This is a genomic window from Streptomyces sp. BK239 (assembly GCF_004217285.1).
Taxonomy (GTDB): Bacteria; Actinomycetota; Actinomycetes; order Streptomycetales; family Streptomycetaceae; genus Streptomyces.
Window position 1 is genome coordinate 365,246 of the sequence record NZ_SHKS01000002.1, and the last position, 16,238, is coordinate 381,483.

Annotated in this window: 17 protein-coding genes and 2 pseudogenes; 5 read left to right on the forward strand and 14 right to left on the reverse strand. The window is 70.5% G+C overall.

Features of this window, described 5'->3' with window-relative positions; all coding sequences use genetic code 11:
• Nucleotides 1-439 precede the first annotated feature (439 nt).
• Nucleotides 440-1,348 (reverse strand): universal stress protein, encoded by a 909-nt coding sequence (locus EV567_RS07480; protein ID WP_130437857.1) that lies wholly within the window; start codon nt 1,346-1,348, stop codon nt 440-442.
• A gap of 532 nt (nt 1,349-1,880) precedes the next feature.
• Here EV567_RS07480 and EV567_RS07485 point away from each other — a divergent pair.
• Nucleotides 1,881-2,606: a CBS domain-containing protein gene (locus EV567_RS07485; RefSeq protein ID WP_130437858.1), complete on the forward strand. Its 726-nt coding sequence runs from the start codon at nt 1,881-1,883 to the stop codon at nt 2,604-2,606.
• A gap of 224 nt (nt 2,607-2,830) precedes the next feature.
• Here the strand turns inward: EV567_RS07485 and EV567_RS28575 are convergent.
• The 4 genes and pseudogenes from EV567_RS28575 to EV567_RS07505 form a co-directional block, all read right to left on the reverse strand.
• Nucleotides 2,831-2,935: pseudogene (locus EV567_RS28575) on the reverse strand (glycosyltransferase family 2 protein); the annotation flags it as partial.
• A gap of 87 nt (nt 2,936-3,022) precedes the next feature.
• The gene (locus EV567_RS07495) at nt 3,023-3,976 is read right to left on the reverse strand and encodes a glycosyltransferase family 9 protein (RefSeq protein ID WP_130437859.1); all 954 of its coding nucleotides are present in this window, start codon (nt 3,974-3,976) and stop codon (nt 3,023-3,025) included.
• 26 nt (nt 3,977-4,002) lie between these two features.
• Nucleotides 4,003-4,116: pseudogene (locus EV567_RS07500) on the reverse strand (carbamoyltransferase N-terminal domain-containing protein); the annotation flags it as partial.
• A gap of 240 nt (nt 4,117-4,356) precedes the next feature.
• Nucleotides 4,357-4,548, reverse strand: coding sequence for a hypothetical protein (locus EV567_RS07505; protein WP_130437860.1), 192 nt, complete (start codon nt 4,546-4,548; stop codon nt 4,357-4,359).
• Between the two features lie 301 nt (nt 4,549-4,849).
• Between EV567_RS07505 and EV567_RS07510 the strand changes: the two genes are divergently transcribed.
• Nucleotides 4,850-6,535 carry a ribonuclease J gene (locus tag EV567_RS07510; protein WP_130437861.1) on the forward strand — a complete coding sequence of 562 codons (1,686 nt, stop codon included), beginning with the start codon at nt 4,850-4,852 and terminating at the stop codon, nt 6,533-6,535.
• Nucleotides 6,536-6,679: 144 nt separating this feature from the next.
• On the opposite strand, the gene EV567_RS07515 is transcribed toward EV567_RS07510, so the two are convergent.
• The 9 genes from EV567_RS07515 to EV567_RS07550 form a co-directional block, all read right to left on the reverse strand.
• Nucleotides 6,680-6,883 (reverse strand): cold-shock protein, encoded by a 204-nt coding sequence (locus EV567_RS07515; RefSeq protein ID WP_030052720.1) that lies wholly within the window; start codon nt 6,881-6,883, stop codon nt 6,680-6,682.
• Nucleotides 6,884-7,127: 244 nt separating this feature from the next.
• Nucleotides 7,128-7,466, reverse strand: a complete 339-nt coding sequence (locus tag EV567_RS07520; protein WP_130437862.1) for a helix-turn-helix domain-containing protein — start codon at nt 7,464-7,466, stop codon at nt 7,128-7,130.
• A 685-nt stretch (nt 7,467-8,151) separates the two neighbouring features.
• Complete coding sequence (locus tag EV567_RS07525; RefSeq protein ID WP_130437863.1) at nt 8,152-8,460, reverse strand: SCO5918 family protein; 309 nt, start codon at nt 8,458-8,460, stop codon at nt 8,152-8,154.
• A 47-nt stretch (nt 8,461-8,507) separates the two neighbouring features.
• Entirely contained in the window at nt 8,508-8,786 is a 279-nt protein-coding gene (locus tag EV567_RS07530; protein WP_130437864.1) for a CBS domain-containing protein, read from the reverse strand.
• Nucleotides 8,787-8,832: 46 nt separating this feature from the next.
• Entirely contained in the window at nt 8,833-10,308 is a 1,476-nt protein-coding gene (locus EV567_RS07535; protein ID WP_130437865.1) for a DEAD/DEAH box helicase, read from the reverse strand.
• A gap of 163 nt (nt 10,309-10,471) precedes the next feature.
• Nucleotides 10,472-10,675 (reverse strand): cold-shock protein, encoded by a 204-nt coding sequence (locus EV567_RS07540; RefSeq protein ID WP_037861485.1) that lies wholly within the window; start codon nt 10,673-10,675, stop codon nt 10,472-10,474.
• Between the two features lie 343 nt (nt 10,676-11,018).
• Complete coding sequence (locus tag EV567_RS07545) at nt 11,019-11,504, reverse strand: GNAT family N-acetyltransferase (protein WP_130437866.1); 486 nt, start codon at nt 11,502-11,504, stop codon at nt 11,019-11,021.
• 125 nt (nt 11,505-11,629) lie between these two features.
• Complete coding sequence (locus tag EV567_RS28380; RefSeq protein ID WP_278044739.1) at nt 11,630-11,761, reverse strand: hypothetical protein; 132 nt, start codon at nt 11,759-11,761, stop codon at nt 11,630-11,632.
• A gap of 31 nt (nt 11,762-11,792) precedes the next feature.
• Nucleotides 11,793-12,389 (reverse strand): serine hydrolase, encoded by a 597-nt coding sequence (locus EV567_RS07550; protein WP_242620713.1) that lies wholly within the window; start codon nt 12,387-12,389, stop codon nt 11,793-11,795.
• 279 nt (nt 12,390-12,668) lie between these two features.
• Here EV567_RS07550 and EV567_RS07555 point away from each other — a divergent pair, with 279 nt between their 5' ends.
• Genes EV567_RS07555 through EV567_RS07565 form a run of 3 tightly spaced genes read left to right on the forward strand, consistent with a single transcriptional unit; the run spans nt 12,669 to nt 16,230 of the window.
• Entirely contained in the window at nt 12,669-13,193 is a 525-nt protein-coding gene (locus EV567_RS07555; protein ID WP_130437867.1) for a PadR family transcriptional regulator, read from the forward strand.
• Complete coding sequence (locus EV567_RS07560; RefSeq protein ID WP_130437868.1) at nt 13,190-13,882, forward strand: ABC transporter ATP-binding protein; 693 nt, start codon at nt 13,190-13,192, stop codon at nt 13,880-13,882. The genes EV567_RS07555 and EV567_RS07560 overlap by 4 nt, the downstream gene beginning before the upstream one ends.
• Nucleotides 13,879-16,230, forward strand: coding sequence for an ABC transporter permease (locus tag EV567_RS07565; RefSeq protein ID WP_130437869.1), 2,352 nt, complete (start codon nt 13,879-13,881; stop codon nt 16,228-16,230). Before EV567_RS07560 ends, EV567_RS07565 begins: the two co-directional genes overlap by 4 nt.
• The last annotated feature ends 8 nt before the right edge of the window (nt 16,231-16,238 follow it).

Here is a 16,238-nt window from a genome sequence, read left to right on the forward strand (position 1 = left end):
AGAGCGTGCCTCAGGCCGGAGCCGACCGCGAGGGCATCGCGCTAGGCGCCCGGCTCGGACCAAGGGGCCGGTCAAGGCCGCTCGACAGCCGAACCCCGCAACACAACCCCGAAGTTGACCATGGTGCGCCGGCGGGCCGTGGCCGTCTCTGCCGACGGCTGACGGTATCGCTGGTGGTCCTCAGTCGCGGAGACTGTCGCTCATGGACAGCGGGAGGAGGCGTTGCCGGAACATAACCGAACCGCACTTTCGGGCAGGCCCGGGAGTCGTTGGCGGCCGAGCAGGACGAGTGGGGGGCCATCGCGGAGGCCGAGGAGCGGGACCCGACCCCGGCGGCGAGCCCAGCGGGAAGGCAACGGATCGTAACCGTCCGAATCGGCGCCGACTACCGACCTCGATGAATGGGAGAAGCCGATGACCTCCCGGCGCTGATGCTGGTTCAGACGTGGGGCACAACGGCGACGGGGCAGCCGACGTGGTGCAGCACCGCGTGAGTGACCGGACCGGTGTGGGTACCGAGACGGCTGTCCCGTATCCGGCGCCCCACCACCACCAGGGCCGCCCCGGCAGCGGCACGGACCAGTTCGGTGGCCGCCCGGCCCTCGGCGACCGTCTCGGTGACGGCGACCTCGGGGAACTTCTCGCACCACGGGCGCAGCGCCGCGACCACGGCATGTTCGTGCTCCGCGAGCAACTCCGGGCCGGGCGGCGGGACGACCCGGTCGGCGGTGGCGTATCCCGGCGGGACGGTGAAGGTGTGGACCACGCGCAGCCCGGTGCTGCGGCGCAGGGCCGCCGCGAAGGCGAACTCGACGAGGTCGTCGCAGGGTTGGCCGGTGTCGAGGCCGAGGACGATGTCGCGGTACGGGAGCTCGGGGATCTCCTCCGGGGAGACACCGTCGGGGGCCGGGAGGTGTTCGGCGGCGGAGCTCTCACCTGCCCGGACCAGGACGACGGGGCGCGAAGACCTGGCGAGGACCCGCTGGGAGACCGAGCCGAGCAGGAAGCCCGTGACACCGCCGAGACCGCGGGAGCCGAGCACCAGGAGGTCGGCGCGTTCGGCCGCTTCGAGCAGGACGGCCACCGGTGCTTCCTTCACCTGCCGGTCGACGATGCTCAGCGCGGGGTGCGCGGCACGGACACTGTTCGACGCCTCTGCCAGGATCTGCTTGGCCCAGCCGCGCTCGGTCATGCCCATGGGCACATAGGCCGGAGGACGCGCGTGCACCTGCCAGGCGTGCACCATCTGCAGCTCCGCGCCGCGGCGCAGCGCCTCCCGGGCCGCCCAGTGCGCGGCGGCGAGGCTCTCGGCAGAACCGTCGATCCCTACGGCAACGTGTCGGTCCATGACCTGTGCCTCCTCGGCGTCCGCGTGTCCGCGTGTCCGCTCTGAAGCCTGCTACGAACACCGAGCCGTGCGCAGGGACCAGAGGTCCCTTTCCTCGGGCTTCACGGCCCCCGTGCTTCTCGCCGTGAGTGGCAGGGAGGTTATCCCGCAGTGCCGGACAGGACTGCCTCCGTCACCGCCCCTCGCGCGCCACGGTGGGGCGGCCTCCTGCTCTTCGATCCCTCGAAACGGCGTGACCCGTCGGTCCTTCCGCGGCCGGCTGAGAAGGGGACGGGTCGGCCCGGGCGGTCCGGGACGACCGGCCCTGCCCCTTCAAGTCGTTGCACGGGAGGCTGAAGTGGCATCACAGGGCCGGTCACCCGGGACAGTCCAACGGGACAACAATGGCCGGACCGGCCGCTCGAACCCGCGAGTTCCGGCCCTTGATGCACATCGCGGGGCCACGACCCGCGGTGTCCGTCAGGCCCGTACGCGCCGTACGCGCCACAGACCACGTCACGCTGCATGGCGCCGTGAAGGAGGGAGGACAGCCATGAAGACCTGCACGGTCGGCGAGGTCATGACCAGGGAGGTCGTCGGCGCCCGCCAGGAGACGCCGTTCAAGGAGGTGGCGCGCCTGCTGGGCCGGCACCGGATCAGTGGCCTGCCGGTGCTGGACGCCGACGACAAGGTCGTGGGCGTGATATCCGAGACCGACCTGATCCTCCGGCAGGCGGCGCAAGCCGAACGGGACCGGGGACGCGGCTTCCGGCTCCCGGCACTGCGCCGCAGGACGCGGCGCACGACCGCCAAGGCGCGTGCCACCACCGCCGGGCAGTTGATGTCGACGCCTGCGATCACAGTGCACCCGGAACAAGGTGTCGCGGACGCGGCCCGGGTTATGGAGCGTCATCACGTCGAACGGCTGCCCGTGGTCGACGAGGAGGACCGCCTCATCGGCATCGCCACCCGCCGTGACCTGCTACGGGTCTTCCTGCGGACCGACGAGGAGATCCGCCAGGAGATCATTGACGAGGTCCTGACCCGCACCATGTCCCTGCCGCCCCACACGGTCGTCGTCTCCGTCCACGACGGCGTGGCCATGCTGGAAGGTTGCCTGGAACAGCGCAGCGACATCCCGCTGGTGCTCCGGCTGACCTGGAAGGTGGACGGCGTCGTGGGCGTGATGAACAGCCTCACCTTCCGCTTCGACGACACCCACCCACCCGAGAAGCACCCCTCACGCAGGATCGACCACTACTGGCTTCCGCAGCGGTGACCCCGACGCCGCTTCGGCGGCGTGCCGCCGGGCCATCCACGGCCCTCCCCGCCCCCGCGCCCGGCGATGCCCGCACCACCGCCGACTCCCCGACCGCTCCGCACCACCCCGCTCGACTCACCGGGCACTGCGGACGTCCTCGTCGATCGCGTACCGGCTCCAGCCCTGGGACGTGGTCCGCGGCCGCCCCGGCTGGTTCCGTCACGCTGATTGTCCGTACGACGGCGGGAAAAGATCAGGCAGAGTCGCGGGTGGGCGTCGAGCAGGCCGGCCGCGCGGCTCAGGGCGCCCGGCGCCCACCAGGAGTCGTCGTCGCTGAACGCCACGTACGTCGGTGGAGGCGAGACGCCGGAGGGTGCGGGCGAGGGTGGGCGCGCGGTCGTGGGTGGCGATGACGACGCCGACGGAGGCTTGTCTCATGACGCCTCGGGGAGTCGGTCGAGGGCGTCCAGGAGGTCCTCGGGGCGGATGCGGAGGAGGACCGGGTCGGTGCGGCGCCCGTGCGGGTCGCCGGCCGGCCCCCGGCGCCACAGGACCTGGTGGCGCGGATGTGCGGGCGGGCCCCAGCGGCTGGGCGGCACGGGGCCGAACATGGTGACGGAAGGGGTGGCGTGGGCGACGGCGAGGTGGGCGATGCCGGTGTCGCCGCTGACGACGGCGCGGGCGTCGGCCACGAGGGCGGAGAGCCGCCCGAAGGGGAGGCCGCCGCCGAACACGTCGGTGTCGGGCAGACGGGCCTCCTTGGCCAGCCGCGCCACGAGGTCCTCCTCGTCCGGTCCTCCGGTGACCACGACCCGGTGGCCGCGCTCGCCGAGGGCGGTGGCCACGGTGGCGTACCGGTCGACGGGCCAGCAGCGTGAGGGCGCTCCGGCGCCTGGGTGCAGGACGATCGCGCCGGGGGCGGGGGACGGTTCCGTCGGGCGCGGCAGCCGCAGGTCGCTCGCGTCGGCGCGGATGCCGTACGCCTCCAGGAAACGGCACCAGCGGTCCCGTTCGTGTTCCTCGGCGTACCAGGGCGGTCCGTCGATCTCGGGTGTGCCGGGGTGCGCGAAGGCGAGGAGTCGGCGCGGGTGCAGGGACTGCAGGAGCCGGTGGCTGGGCGGGCCGTTGCCGTGCAGGTCGACGGCGACGTCGGGCGGCGGGCCGGTCCAGTCCAGGCGGCGCGGTACGGCCCGGCCGGGAGCGGAGGCGGTCAGCAGCCGGTCGACCGCTCCCGTGGCCGCGGCCACCGGGGCGAGCTCCTCCGGGGCGGCCAGCACCAGTTCGTGGTCCGGGAAACCCCGGCGCAGCGCGCGCAGGGCCGGTACACCGGCCAGGAAGTCGCCCAGGCCCAGGGCGCGCAGGACCAGCAGACGCGGACGTGTCGTCATCGGGCTCCTTCCCTCACCCGTGCCATGCCGTGCTCCCGGCGGCTCGAGCGCTCCTCTTCGGCCGCCGCGACCGTGCGGCCGTCGGCGACGAGGGCGGCGGCCGGGTCGTGGAACAGGGCATTGACGCCAAGGATGCGCATGGAAGGTAGCTCCGTCCCACAGGCTGCTGTCGTTCCTGCCCGGCTCTGCGAGTGCCTGTACCGCGGTTGTCTCAAACGCTTGGAGACAGCTCAGCCCATCCGTCGGCCCCTGTCATCCGGAGCACCAGCTCGGGCATGCGTACGCCGCCCCACGCCGGTGATGAGCCGGCGGATCGTTTGTCAGCCCCGGATACACCGAACGGCCCACCACGGGGCCGTTCGGCAGGTGTCGTATGGCACTCAGGGGTGATCGGGCTGCTGGGCCGGAGGCACTCCGCCGCCCTCTCCGCCGCCCTTGTCGCCCTTGTCCGTGCCATGCGCGTGACCGCTCGCCCCGCCGCCTGCCTGGTCTGCCTTCAGCCGGCGGCTGTCTTCGGGGGTGGCGGCACCCTTGTCGTCGCGCCGTATTTCAGGCTGCTGCGGGTTGGGCATGCGCCGTGCCTCCTCCTGCTGGTGGTTCTTGCTCCGGGCGTCCCCCGGGTTCCCAGGCGAACCCGGGTGATGCACGGCGGCCGCGGACGGGCAGCGGCGGGACGGGCGTCGGCGGGCCACCTCCAGAGCCGTTCGACTTTGCGGAAGCGAAGGCTGTGACCTTTGGGCGCCAGGAGCCCCGCGTCGCATCCTGTCTCGCTCACCCGTCAGACCCTCTTGTCTCTCGCGGGCGCCCCTCCGACGAGACAGAAGATCGCCCGGGCGGGATCGCCCTGTCCCGCTCTGCGGGTACCGTCAGGGCATGAGTCATCCGCACCCCGCGCTGAAAGCCGCCCCGCCGCTTCCCGAAGGAGGCCTGCGGGTCATCGCCCTGGGCGGCCTGGGCGAGATCGGCCGCAACATGACCGTCTTCGAGCACGCCGGCAAGCTGCTCATCGTCGACTGCGGAGTGCTGTTCCCCGAGGAGACCCAACCCGGCGTGGACGTGATCCTGCCGGACTTCACCTCGATCCGGGACCGGCTGGACGACATCGTGGCCGTGGTGCTCACCCACGGCCACGAGGACCACATCGGCGGTGTCCCCTACCTGCTGCGCGAGCGGTCCGACATTCCCGTCGTCGGCTCCAAGCTGACGCTGGCCTTCCTTGAGGCCAAGCTCAAGGAGCACGGCATTCGGCCTCGCACGGTGCGGGTGCGGGAGGGCGACCGGCGTGGCTTCGGGCCCTTCGACTGCGAGTTCGTGGCGGTGAACCACTCCATCCCCGACAGCCTCGCGGTCGCGATCCGCACCCGGGCCGGGATGGTGCTGCACACCGGCGACTTCAAGATGGACCAGTTCCCTCTCGACGACCGCATCACCGATCTGCGCGCCTTCGCCCGCCTCGGCGAGGAGGGCGTGGACCTGTTCCTCACCGACTCCACCAACGCCGAAGTACCCGGATTCACCACCTCCGAGCTGGAGCTGAACCCGGCCATCGAGCAGGTGATGCGCACCGCGCCGCGCCGGGTCATCGTCTCCAGCTTCGCCAGCCACGTGCACCGTATCCAGCAGGTCCTGGACGCCGCCCACCAGCACGGCCGCAAGGTCGCATTCGTCGGCCGGTCGATGGTGCGCAACATGGGCATCGCCCGTGACCTGGGCTACCTGAAGGTGCCCTCCGGTCTGGTGGTGAGCACCAAGGAGCTGGAGAAGCTCCCGGACCACAAGATCACTCTGGTGTGCACCGGCTCCCAGGGCGAACCGATGGCCGCGCTGTCCCGGATGGCCAACCGGGACCACGTGATCCGCATCGGCAAGGGGGACACCGTCCTGCTCGCCAGCTCCCTCATCCCCGGCAACGAGAACGCCATCTACCGGGTGATCAACGGACTCACGCGGTGGGGCGCGCACGTGGTCCACAAGGGCAACGCCAAGGTGCACGTCTCCGGGCATGCCAGCGCCGGCGAACTCGTCTACTGCTACAACATCGTCAAACCCCGCAACGTCATGCCCGTGCACGGGGAATGGCGCCATCTGCGGGCCAACGCCGACCTCGCCATCCGTACCGGTGTCGACCCCGAACGGGTCGTGATCGCCGAGGACGGCGTCGTCGTCGACCTCGTCGACGGGCGCGCGTCCATCACCGGCAAGGTCCCCGCCGGCAACGTCTATGTGGACGGCATGGAAGTCGGCGGCGCCACCGAAGCGTCCCTCAAGGACCGCCTCACCCTCGCGGCCGAAGGCGTGGTCACGGTGGTGGCGATCGTCGACGCGGACACCGGCGCGCTCGCCGAGGCCCCCGACTTCCTGGCTCGGGGCTTCGTCCACGACGACACCACCTTCGAGGCGGTCATCCCCGTCATCGAGAAGACCTTGGCGACCGCGGCCGAGGAAGGCGTCGGGGACGCGCACCAACTCGAACAACTCATCGCCCGCGCCGTGGCGAACTGGGCGTTCCGCACCCACCGCCGCAAGCCCCTCATCATCCCCGTCATCATCGACGCCTGAGCCGCGGTCGCGTCGGCCTCGGCGCCGCAACGGCAGGGCCGCGCAGCGATGGCTGCGCGGCCCTTGGTCCTTCGCCGGCCCGGCACGAGAGCGAGCGGCGGCCGCCGGACGCGGCGTGCGCGATCCCTCGTGCAGTCCGCGAGGTCAGGCCAGGTTGATGTTCTCGGCCTGCGGACCCTTCTGGCCCTGGGTGACGTCGAACGTCACGGCCTGGCCCTCCTGGAGCTCACGAAAACCGGTGGAGTTGATCGCGGAGTAGTGCGCGAAGACATCCGGACCGCCGCCGTCCTGGGCGATGAAGCCGAAGCCCTTCTCCGCGTTGAACCACTTCACTGTTCCCGTTGCCATGTCCTTGGCCTTCCAGTCGATGAACGCCTCCCCCTCCATGGAGGGAGACGGAGGTGATCGTCCTGGTCCCTGCGGCACAGCACAGCAAAACGCCCACACCGAAGGCGTGGGCAAGGGGAACTCCGAACCACGACAGCTGACGCAGACGCTACACGCCCGCACACCGCGTCACCACAGGAAAGGATCACACTGCACACCGAATCGTGCGCGCGATGCCCGCCGACGCTGACGGGCACTGCTCATCTCACCCTGCTGCCGTGGGGTTCGCTGCTTCGGCGGCGCGGCGGTATTCGGCGTTGATGCGCTGGGCTTCCTCGAGCTGGTCTTCGAGGATGACGATCCGGCAGGCGGCCTCGATGGGGGTGCCCCGATCGACGAGTTCCCGGGCGCGGGCGGCGATCCGCAGTTGGTAGCGGGAGTAGCGGCGGTGGCCGCCTTCGGAGCGCAGGGGGGTGATCAGGCGGGCTTCGCCGAGGGCGCGGAGGAAGGCAGGGGTGGTGCCGAGCATCTCGGCGGCCCGGCCCATGGTGTAGGCGGGGTAATCGTCGTCGTCGAGACGGCCGAACGTGTCGTCTGCTGTCATTGCACCTCTTTGTGGGACGCGTTGAGGGGCCCTGGCGCCGTCCCGGCACCAGGGCCCCGAAGGAACTACTACACCATCTGCCGGCCCTGACACTGCACCGGCCCTCTGTTTCCGCAGACCTTCCCGACACACTGTCGGGGGCGCGGGGATCGCGGTTGCTTGACCGGAGACCACCTCACTATCGATGTCCTACGGTACCCGGGCCCAATGCGTCCGCCCGGGCGATCCTGATGGCGTTCGGCTCCTCCGTTCTTCCCTCTTGGTCAACTACTCACCGGCGGAAACTGCGAACTGTCGGCGGCCCCTGATCACCGCGGGCCACCCGGTGCGGCCGTCAGTCCCGTCGCCGTCCTGCAACCGCCTTGGCTTCGGAACTCCACCGCCGCACCGTCCTGCGAACTTCGTTACTGCTGCCCGGCAGTTCACCTCTGCCGGGCTTGTCTCGATCTCGGCTACGAGAGAAACCATAACCACACCACGACCCAATGTCTACTCTTGCCGGGACAGATTTTCGCGTGCTCGAAGCCGAGGTAATCCGCCTCGACCGGTCCACAGGTGGTCTCGGCCGTCCCGACCACCGAGCGACGGCGACGTCGGGAACCCGCTGCACGCGTTGTGGGCCCGACCGGCGTACCGGTCGGGCCCACAACGCTTGTCAGATGTCGGTTCGTGCCTGTTCGCCCGGTCAGACCGTCACGGGGGTGCCGAGCATCGCGGAGGCGTACTGCACCGAGCCGGGGGCGCCCGAAGGCGCGGCTTCGGGGAGGGCGCGGCAGGTGAAGCCGAGCCGGGTCATGGCCCGGAGGACTTCGGTGGCGCTGAAGTCACGGCGGTCCTGGCGGGTGACGACTTGGCCGACTTGCTTGACGGGGTACTGGCGGCGGCCGATGATCACCGATTCTCCGGTGACCGGTTCGGGCTTGACGCCCTTCATCGATTCCAGCACTCCGTCCTTGGTGAGCTCGAAGGGGAAGCGGGCGATGACGCAGCGCATGTGGCCTCACAGGGAGAGGGAAGAACGGTCCGACCAGGGCAGGCGATTCAGCGGGTGGCGAGGATGTCGCACAGGCGGACGCGGTCCGTGCGAGCGCCGCTGTCGCGGACGGCGGTGAGCGCGGTTCGGGTCACCAGGCCGATCCGCTGCTCGTCCTGGTCGCAGACGACCAGCCGGCCCGTGCGTGCGGCGGCCATGAGGGCCAGCGCCACCTCAACGCTCATGTCGTCACAGACCTGCGGTCCGGCCGCGTCCATGACCTCCACCGCCGACCTGTGCACGGGGCAGGCGTCCGCCGAGCGGGGCTGCGTCTGAATCAACGTCAAAGAGTGCCTCCTGCTGGGATGGGTCGACTTCGCCGACCACGAAGGTTCAGGCCACCGTGTCGAGGACGGGCCGGCCTACGGGGGCGCGCCGGGTCGCCGAGGAAGGGCGGCGCCGGCCCCGGGCGGAGGCGCCGCGCTTGGGGCGTTCGGCCACCGGTGCGGTGATGACGACCGGGATGCCGGACGGGGCCTGGGCGCCCGTGATCCGGCTCAGGGCCTCGTCTCCCGAGCGGATCTGGGTGGTCTGCGGCCGGATTCCGGCGTCCGACATGAGGCGGACCATGCCGCGGCGCTGGTTCGGTGTGACGAGCGTGACGACACTGCCGGACTCGCCGGCGCGGGCGGTACGGCCGCTGCGGTGGAGGTAGTCCTTGTGGTCGGTCGGCGGATCGACGTTGACGACCAGGTCGAGGTTGTCGACGTGGATGCCGCGCGCCGCGACATTGGTCGCCACCAGCACGGTGACGTGCCCCGTCTTGAACTGCGCCAGCGTGCGGGTGCGTTGCGGCTGCGACTTGCCGCCGTGCAGCGCGGCGGCGCGTACCCCGCTGTCGAGCAGGTCCTGGGTCAGCCGGTCGACGGCGTGCTTGGTGTCCAGGAACATGATCACGCGGCCGTCGCGGGCGGCGATCTCGGTCGTGGCGGCGTGCTTGTCGGCGCCATGGACGTGCAGGACGTGGTGCTCCATCGTCGTGACCGTGCCGGCCGACGGGTCGACCGAGTGCACGACGGGGTCGGTCAGGTAGCGGCGAACCAGCAGGTCGACGTTGCGGTCCAAGGTGGCGGAGAACAGCATCCGCTGCCCCTCCGGACGCACCTGGTCGAGCAGCGCGGTGACCTGCGGCATGAAACCCATGTCGGCCATCTGGTCGGCCTCGTCCAGCACCGTGATGCCCACGTGGTTCAAGCTGCAGTCGCCACGGTCGATGAGGTCCTTGAGCCGTCCGGGCGTCGCGACGACGACCTCGGCCCCGCCGCGCAGCGCGCCGGCCTGCCGGCCGATCGACATCCCGCCCACCACGGTGGCCAGCCGCAGCCTGACGGAACGGGCGTACGGCGTGAGCGCGTCGGCCACCTGCTGCGCCAGCTCACGCGTCGGTACGAGGATCAGCCCGAGCGGTCGGCGGGGTTCAGCACGCTGTCCGGCGGTACGGGCGAGCAGGGCGAGGCCGAAGGCGAGGGTCTTGCCGGAACCGGTGCGCCCGCGGCCCAGTACGTCACGGCCCGCCAGGGAGTTCGGCAGCGTCGCTCCCTGGATGGGGAAAGGCACGGTCATACCTTGCCTGCCGAGTTCGGTGAGCAGGGGCTCGGGCATGTCGAGTTCGGCGAAGCCCTCGACGGGGGGCAGCGCGGGGGTGATCGTCCTGGGCGGCGCGAACTCACCTTGCACTGTGGCCGGCCGGCGGCGGTGACCGCCGGAACGGCGCGACGCCTGCGAGCCGTAGCCGCTGCCGCCCCTTCCGGCGTCGGCACGGCGGTCACGGGTGCGGGCGGGGCGGTCGTTCGTGTACGTGCGGTTCATGCGGAACCTTCCTCGATGTGGCGCATATCAAGGAATTCCCGCAGCAATGAACAGCAGGGAGAATCACGAGTATGGACCGTTGACAAAAACAGAAAGGGGATGTGCGCAGCTGGGGCCCGCACCCCGAAGGATGCGGGCCCCAGCTGCAGAATGTGGGTCAGCGTCAGGCCGGAACGATGTTCTCGGCCGTCGGGCCCTTCTGGCCCTGCGCGATGTCGAAGTTCACCTTCTGGCCTTCCAGGAGCTCACGGAAGCCCTGCGCGGCGATGTTCGAGTAGTGGGCGAACACGTCAGCGCCGCCGCCCTCCTGCTCGATGAAGCCGAAGCCCTTTTCCGCGTTGAACCACTTGACGGTACCAGTAGCCATGTCATATCTCCTTCGGGGCAGTACATAGGGCTCCACACTGCGCGGACACCCTGTCGCCGCAATGATCACCCCGCCCGGAAATGACCGGAAATACAAAAGCGCCCCCAACGGACAGAACCGGGTGGGGCACTCGAAGTTTCGGGAACCACGACTGCAACCGAGATCGACGGTAGCACGCTGGAACGGCCTGTGCGCAGTACACAATTCCACTCCGCCCGGCGCGGCAAAAACTCTCACCGCGCGATCCGCCAAAGCCTCACTTCGCAAGCACAGATTTTGATTCACCCGGAGTGCCACGTTCACGAGGAGTTGCCGGTGCCCTGCGAACCGGCACACCGCGTCATTACGGAGGAACGCGGAACTCGAATTCGGGACGGTCCCACGGCACGGCGGGCGGGTTCGCGAGCGCGGTCCCGATCCGCACCGCACCGGCGCGGTGGTAGAAGCCCGCGGCGGGAGGATGCGACACGACCCTGACACTGTCGAGCCCGGCGGCACGGGCCTCGGACCGCATGTGCGCGACGAGGAGCCGACCGACACCCCGTCCTTGCGCTTCGTCAGCGACGAACAGCAGGTCGAGCTCCGGCGGGGAGAGGACCAGCGAGTAGAACCCGAGGGCCCGGCCTCCCTGCTCGTCGGCGCCGACGGCCACGAAGGCGCGGTGGGCCTCGATGTAATCAGGACCGACCCGGTAGCCCGCGACCGCGGCCGCGTACTTGCCCTCGTAGGCGCTTGAACCACGCACGAGCCGCGTGAGCCGTTTGGCATCCCGCGCCACGGCCCTCCGTATCGTGATCGATGGGCCGATCGGGGAAGTGCGTGAACTCATCCGGGAGAGTATCCCGCACCGGGGGGTGCCCTCGTGCGGCAGGTCGGCTGCTCGGGCAGCCCCCTGCACCACTTCCGACAGCCGAGGCGCTCGCGGCGGCCGGCCCGGCAGTGCGCGCCTGACCGCTACCGCGAAGCCGCCGCCGGCTTCGTGATCGCATCCGCTATCCGCAGCGCCATCTGCACCTGGCCGGCGTCGCGGTGCGTCGGCGTCCACGAGTACACCGCGCTGCGCCGAAGGTCCCGCGTCGCCATCATGGCCGAGTTGTAGCCGTACCGTTCCCCTGTCTTACCCCACAGGGGCACGCCGTTGTCCGTTACCGTCTGAAGGCCCACGCTGTAGCGGGCCGTCGTAGCGGTGCTCGAGGATCTGCTCCGGGGTGTCGGTGCGCTGGGAGTCCGGGATGTGCTCGTCCGGCAACCCGCTGGTGTGGTCGAGGAGTTGGGAGACCTTGATCGGGGCGTAGCCTTCAGGAAGCAGGCCGGGCAGGTAGTCCTGAACCGGCTTGTCCAGGTCCAACCGGCCCTCCGCCGAAAGCTGAAGCACGGCCGTCGCCACGAAGACCTTCGTGATGCTGCCCGCCCGGAACGTGTCGTCCCTTCGGACCGGTGCGTGCGTCCTTCTGTCCGCTACGCCTGCCGTGCCGTACCAATGTCCCGCCTTGCCGCTGACCAGCAGCCGAGCGGCCGTCGCCTGCGGGTGGTCCAGATCGGAGATCGCGGCGCGGAGTGCCGCCGTGTCGAGCGGCGGGAGCGTGGTGGACGCCGGCGAAGCCGCAGGCGACGGTGTGGCAGCCGTCGCGGCAGGGGTCGCGGCAGCCGTGAGGAGGGTGGCGGTCAGAGCCGCGCCCACGAGGGCTCGACGGGACAGGAAAGTCGAAGTCATGACGATCATGATTTCGTCACACCCTCGCCGTGCCATCCGGGAATACCCCCACACCTCCCCTCAAGCGTCCCTGACGACTGATCAGGGTGGGCATCTGCGCCTCCGCCCCGGCGCGGGCAGGTGCGGCGAACCGCCGTCGGCCCGGCCGTCAGCTCGGGCCGTTGCGCAATCGTGACAAGTGACGGGTCCGCGTCCCTCACCTGCGAGGGCGCACCCATCGCCATGAACTACACACCGTGTGTATACATGCCGCGTATACACGATGCGTATAGTGGACCCATGTCCATCGGTCACACCCTTCTGGGGCTCCTGGAGTCCGGTCCGCGGCACGGTTACGAGCTGAAACGGGCCTTCGACGAGACGTTCGGTCACGATCGGCCGCTGCACTACGGCCAGGTCTACTCGACGATGTCCCGGCTGCTGAGGAACGGTCTCGTCGAGGTCGACGGGATCGAGGCCGGCGGCGGCCCGGAGCGCAAACGTTACGCGATCACCCACGCCGGCGTCACCGATGTGGAGCAGTGGCTCGGGACCCCGCAGAAGCCGGAGGAGTACCTCCAGTCGGCTCTCTACACCAAGGTCGTCCTCGCGCTGCTCACCCACAGGAACGCCGCCGACGTCCTGGACACCCAGCGCTCCGAGCATCTGCGCAGCATGCGCATCCTGACCGACCGCAAGCGCAAGGGCGACCTCGCGGACCAGCTGATCTGCGACCACGCCCTGTACCACCTGGAGGCGGACCTGCGCTGGCTGGAGCTGACCGCCGCCCGACTCGACAAACTCCGTGAGGTCATAGCCCGATGACGACTCCTCCCCCCGGTTCCCTGCTCACCGCGCGGGACCTGCGCAAGACGTACGGGCAGACCCACGCCCTCGACGGCGCCGAGTTCTCCATCCACCCCGGCGAGGTCGTCGCCATCATGGGCCCCTCCGGGTCCGGCAAGTCGACGCTGCTGCACTGCCTCGCGGGCATCCTGCCGCCCGACTCCGGATCGATCACCTACAACGGGCGTGAGGTGACGACGATGAGCGACGGCCGACGCAGCGCCCTCAGACGCTCGGAGTTCGGGTTCGTGTTCCAGTTCGGGCAGCTGGTGCCGGAGCTGACCTGCGTGGAGAACGTCGCCCTGCCGCTCAGGCTCAACGGCTCCTCCCGCAAGGAAGCCGAGCGGGCGGCGCTCGGCTGGATGGAACGCCTGGAGGTCGACGACCTGAGCGGCAAACGGCCCGGCGAGGTGTCCGGCGGCCAGGGCCAGCGCGTCGCCGTGGCCCGCGCGCTGGTCACGAACCCCCGGGTGGTGTTCGCCGACGAACCGACCGGCGCGCTCGACTCCTACAACGGCGAGCGCGTGATGGAACTGCTCACCCAGGCGGCCCGCTCCACCAACGCCGCCGTCGTCCTCGTCACCCACGAGGCACGGGTGGCCGCGTTCTCCGACCGCGAGGTCGTCGTACGCGACGGCAAGTCCCGGGACATGGAGCGCGCCGTATGAGTGCGCGGCAGTGGGCCGTGGACCTGGCCATGGGAGCCCGGTTCGCCGTCACCGGCGGCCGGGAGGGCTGGGTCCGCACTTCGCTGACGGCGGTCGGCGTCGGTCTCGGTGTGGCCCTGCTCCTGCTGTGCAGCGCGGTGCCCAACGTCCTCGCCGCCCGCGGCGAGGTGAACGACGCCCGCTACGTCAACATCTTCGCCCCGAAGATCCCGCCCAAGGGCGACGACACCCTCCTGGTCGCGACCGCCGACACCACCTGGCGCGACGACGACATCCTGGGCCGGCTGATCGAACCCGAGGGCGGGCGGGCGCCGCTGCCCCCGGGCGTCGACCGCTTTCCGGGCAAGGCCGAGATGCTGGTCTCCCCCGCGCTCAAGGACCTGCTGGAGTCGGACGACGCGAAACTGCTGCGGGAGCGGCTGCCCTACAAGATCACCGGCACCATCGGCGAGAGCGGGCTGGTCGGCTCGCACGAGCTGGTCTACTACGCGGGCGGCTCGGGGCTGAAGCTCACGGATTCCACCCAGGTGACGCGGCTCAACCGGTTCGGCAAGCCGGAGGATCTGACAGCCCCCGAGAAGACCGACCCGGTGCTGCTGCTCATGGTCCTCGTCGTGTTCGTGGCGCTGCTGACGCCGGTCGCCGTGTTCATCGCCGCCGCCGTCCGCTTCGGCGGCGAACGCCGCGACCGCCGGCTCGCCGCGCTGCGCCTGGTCGGCTCCGACCGGGGGATGACCCGGCGGATCGCGGCGGGCGAAGCGCTCGCCGGGGCGCTGCTCGGCCTGGTCGTGGGCACCGGCTTCTTCCTGCTCAGCCGTCAGAAGCTCGGTACCGGCGAGCTGCTGGGCATGAGCGTCTGGCCCGGCTACCTCGACCCCGCTCCCGCGCTCGCCGCGCTGGTCGCGGTGGCGGTGCCGGTCGCCGCCGTACTCGTCACGCTGCTCGCGATGCGCGGCGTGGTCGTCGAACCCCTCGGTGTCGTGCGCGCGGCCAAACAGCGCCGTCGCCGGCTGTGGTGGCGGCTGCTGCCACCGCTGGCCGGCCTCGGGATGCTCTACCCGATGATCGGCCAGGGCCACGAGAACGGGGAGTTCAACCAGTACCTCGTCATCGGCGGCGTCCTGATGCTGCTCATCGGCATCACCGCCCTGCTGCCCTGGGTGGTGGAGGCGGTCGTCGTCCGGCTCGGGAAGGGCTCACTGTCCTGGCAACTGGCCGTACGCCGCCTCCAGTTGAGCAGCGGCAGCGCCGCCCGCATGGTCAACGGCATCGCCGTGGCGGTGGCCGGGGCGATCGCGCTGCAGATGCTCTTCACGGGGACGCAGAGCCAGTACACCAAGAGCACCGGCCAGGACCCGAGCCGGGTCCAGATGCAGGTCGAGTTCAGCGGCCCCATACAACTGTCCGGCGTCGACAGCGAGTTCGCCGGTGCCAAGGGCGTACGGGCCGCGGTGGCCCTGGCCCGCGCCGAGTACGGGGAAGCCCGTCGCGACCCCGAGTACGGCAACAGCATGACCGTGGCCACCTGTGCCGGACTGCGCGAGCTCGCCACCCTGCCCTCCTGCGAGGACGGCGACGTGTTCGTCACGCGAACGCGCAGCGGCTACGAGAACCCCGACAACTCCTCCGAACTCGCCCTGCTGAAGCCCGGCCGGCAGCTCTGGATCGACCCGTCGTACGACGGCGGCGACCACGGCGCCGAGGTGCCCTGGACCGTTCCGGCGAACCTTCGGGCGGTGGACGCTCGCAAGGACTCACTTCAGGACTACAACAGCGTGCTGGTCACCCCTGGCGCCCTGCCCCGCGCGGCCGCGCCCGCGGTGATCTCGGACGGCGTCTACCTGCGGCTGGACCCCTCGGTGCCGGACGCACGCGAGTACGTGCGTAACGTCGCCGCCCGCCTCGACCCGCTGGCGCAGACCTACGGCTGGTCGGCGTCCCAGCAGGACGCCAAGTACACCTCCATCCGCACCGGCCTGTTCGTGGGCTCCGCCTTCGTGCTGGCGCTGATCGGGGCGAGCCTGCTGGTCTCCCAGCTGGAACAGCTGCGTGAACGCAAGAAGCTGCTCTCCGCGCTGGTCGCCTTCGGCACCCGGCGCCGCACGCTGAGCCTGTCGGTGCTGTGGCAGACGGCCCTGCCGGTCGGACTCGGCCTCGCCCTGGCCACCTCCGTGGGCGTCACCCTCGGCTCGTTGCTGCTGAAGATGACCGACACGCCGGTGACCATGGACTGGGCGAGCGTGCTCACCATGACCGGCGTGGGCGCGGCCGTGGTCGGCGTGGTCACGCTGCTCAGCCTGCCGCCGTTGCTCCGCATGATGCGCCCGACGGGCCTGCGCACGGAGTAGCTCCGCGC

Bases quoted from the DNA above. Each gene is read 5' to 3' on its own strand.
- EV567_RS07520 (WP_130437862.1), bottom strand. From the start codon at position 7,466: ATGACAGCAGACGACACGTTCGGCCGTCTCGACGACGACGATTACCCC.
- EV567_RS07560 (WP_130437868.1), top strand. From the start codon at position 13,190: ATGACGACTCCTCCCCCCGGTTCCCTGCTCACCGCGCGGGACCTGCGC.
- EV567_RS07540 (WP_037861485.1), bottom strand. From the start codon at position 10,675: ATGGCTACTGGTACCGTCAAGTGGTTCAACGCGGAAAAGGGCTTCGGC.
- EV567_RS07555 (WP_130437867.1), top strand. From the start codon at position 12,669: ATGTCCATCGGTCACACCCTTCTGGGGCTCCTGGAGTCCGGTCCGCGG.
- EV567_RS07550 (WP_242620713.1), bottom strand. From the start codon at position 12,389: ATGACTTCGACTTTCCTGTCCCGTCGAGCCCTCGTGGGCGCGGCTCTG.
- EV567_RS07495 (WP_130437859.1), bottom strand. From the start codon at position 3,976: ATGACGACACGTCCGCGTCTGCTGGTCCTGCGCGCCCTGGGCCTGGGC.
- EV567_RS07480 (WP_130437857.1), bottom strand. From the start codon at position 1,348: ATGGACCGACACGTTGCCGTAGGGATCGACGGTTCTGCCGAGAGCCTC.
- EV567_RS07515 (WP_030052720.1), bottom strand. From the start codon at position 6,883: ATGGCAACGGGAACAGTGAAGTGGTTCAACGCGGAGAAGGGCTTCGGC.
- EV567_RS07565 (WP_130437869.1), top strand. From the start codon at position 13,879: ATGAGTGCGCGGCAGTGGGCCGTGGACCTGGCCATGGGAGCCCGGTTC.
- EV567_RS07525 (WP_130437863.1), bottom strand. From the start codon at position 8,460: ATGCGCTGCGTCATCGCCCGCTTCCCCTTCGAGCTCACCAAGGACGGA.
- EV567_RS07545 (WP_130437866.1), bottom strand. From the start codon at position 11,504: ATGAGTTCACGCACTTCCCCGATCGGCCCATCGATCACGATACGGAGG.
- EV567_RS07535 (WP_130437865.1), bottom strand. From the start codon at position 10,308: ATGAACCGCACGTACACGAACGACCGCCCCGCCCGCACCCGTGACCGC.
- EV567_RS07510 (WP_130437861.1), top strand. From the start codon at position 4,850: ATGAGTCATCCGCACCCCGCGCTGAAAGCCGCCCCGCCGCTTCCCGAA.
- EV567_RS07505 (WP_130437860.1), bottom strand. From the start codon at position 4,548: ATGCCCAACCCGCAGCAGCCTGAAATACGGCGCGACGACAAGGGTGCC.
- EV567_RS07485 (WP_130437858.1), top strand. From the start codon at position 1,881: ATGAAGACCTGCACGGTCGGCGAGGTCATGACCAGGGAGGTCGTCGGC.
- EV567_RS28380 (WP_278044739.1), bottom strand. From the start codon at position 11,761: ATGATGGCGACGCGGGACCTTCGGCGCAGCGCGGTGTACTCGTGGACG.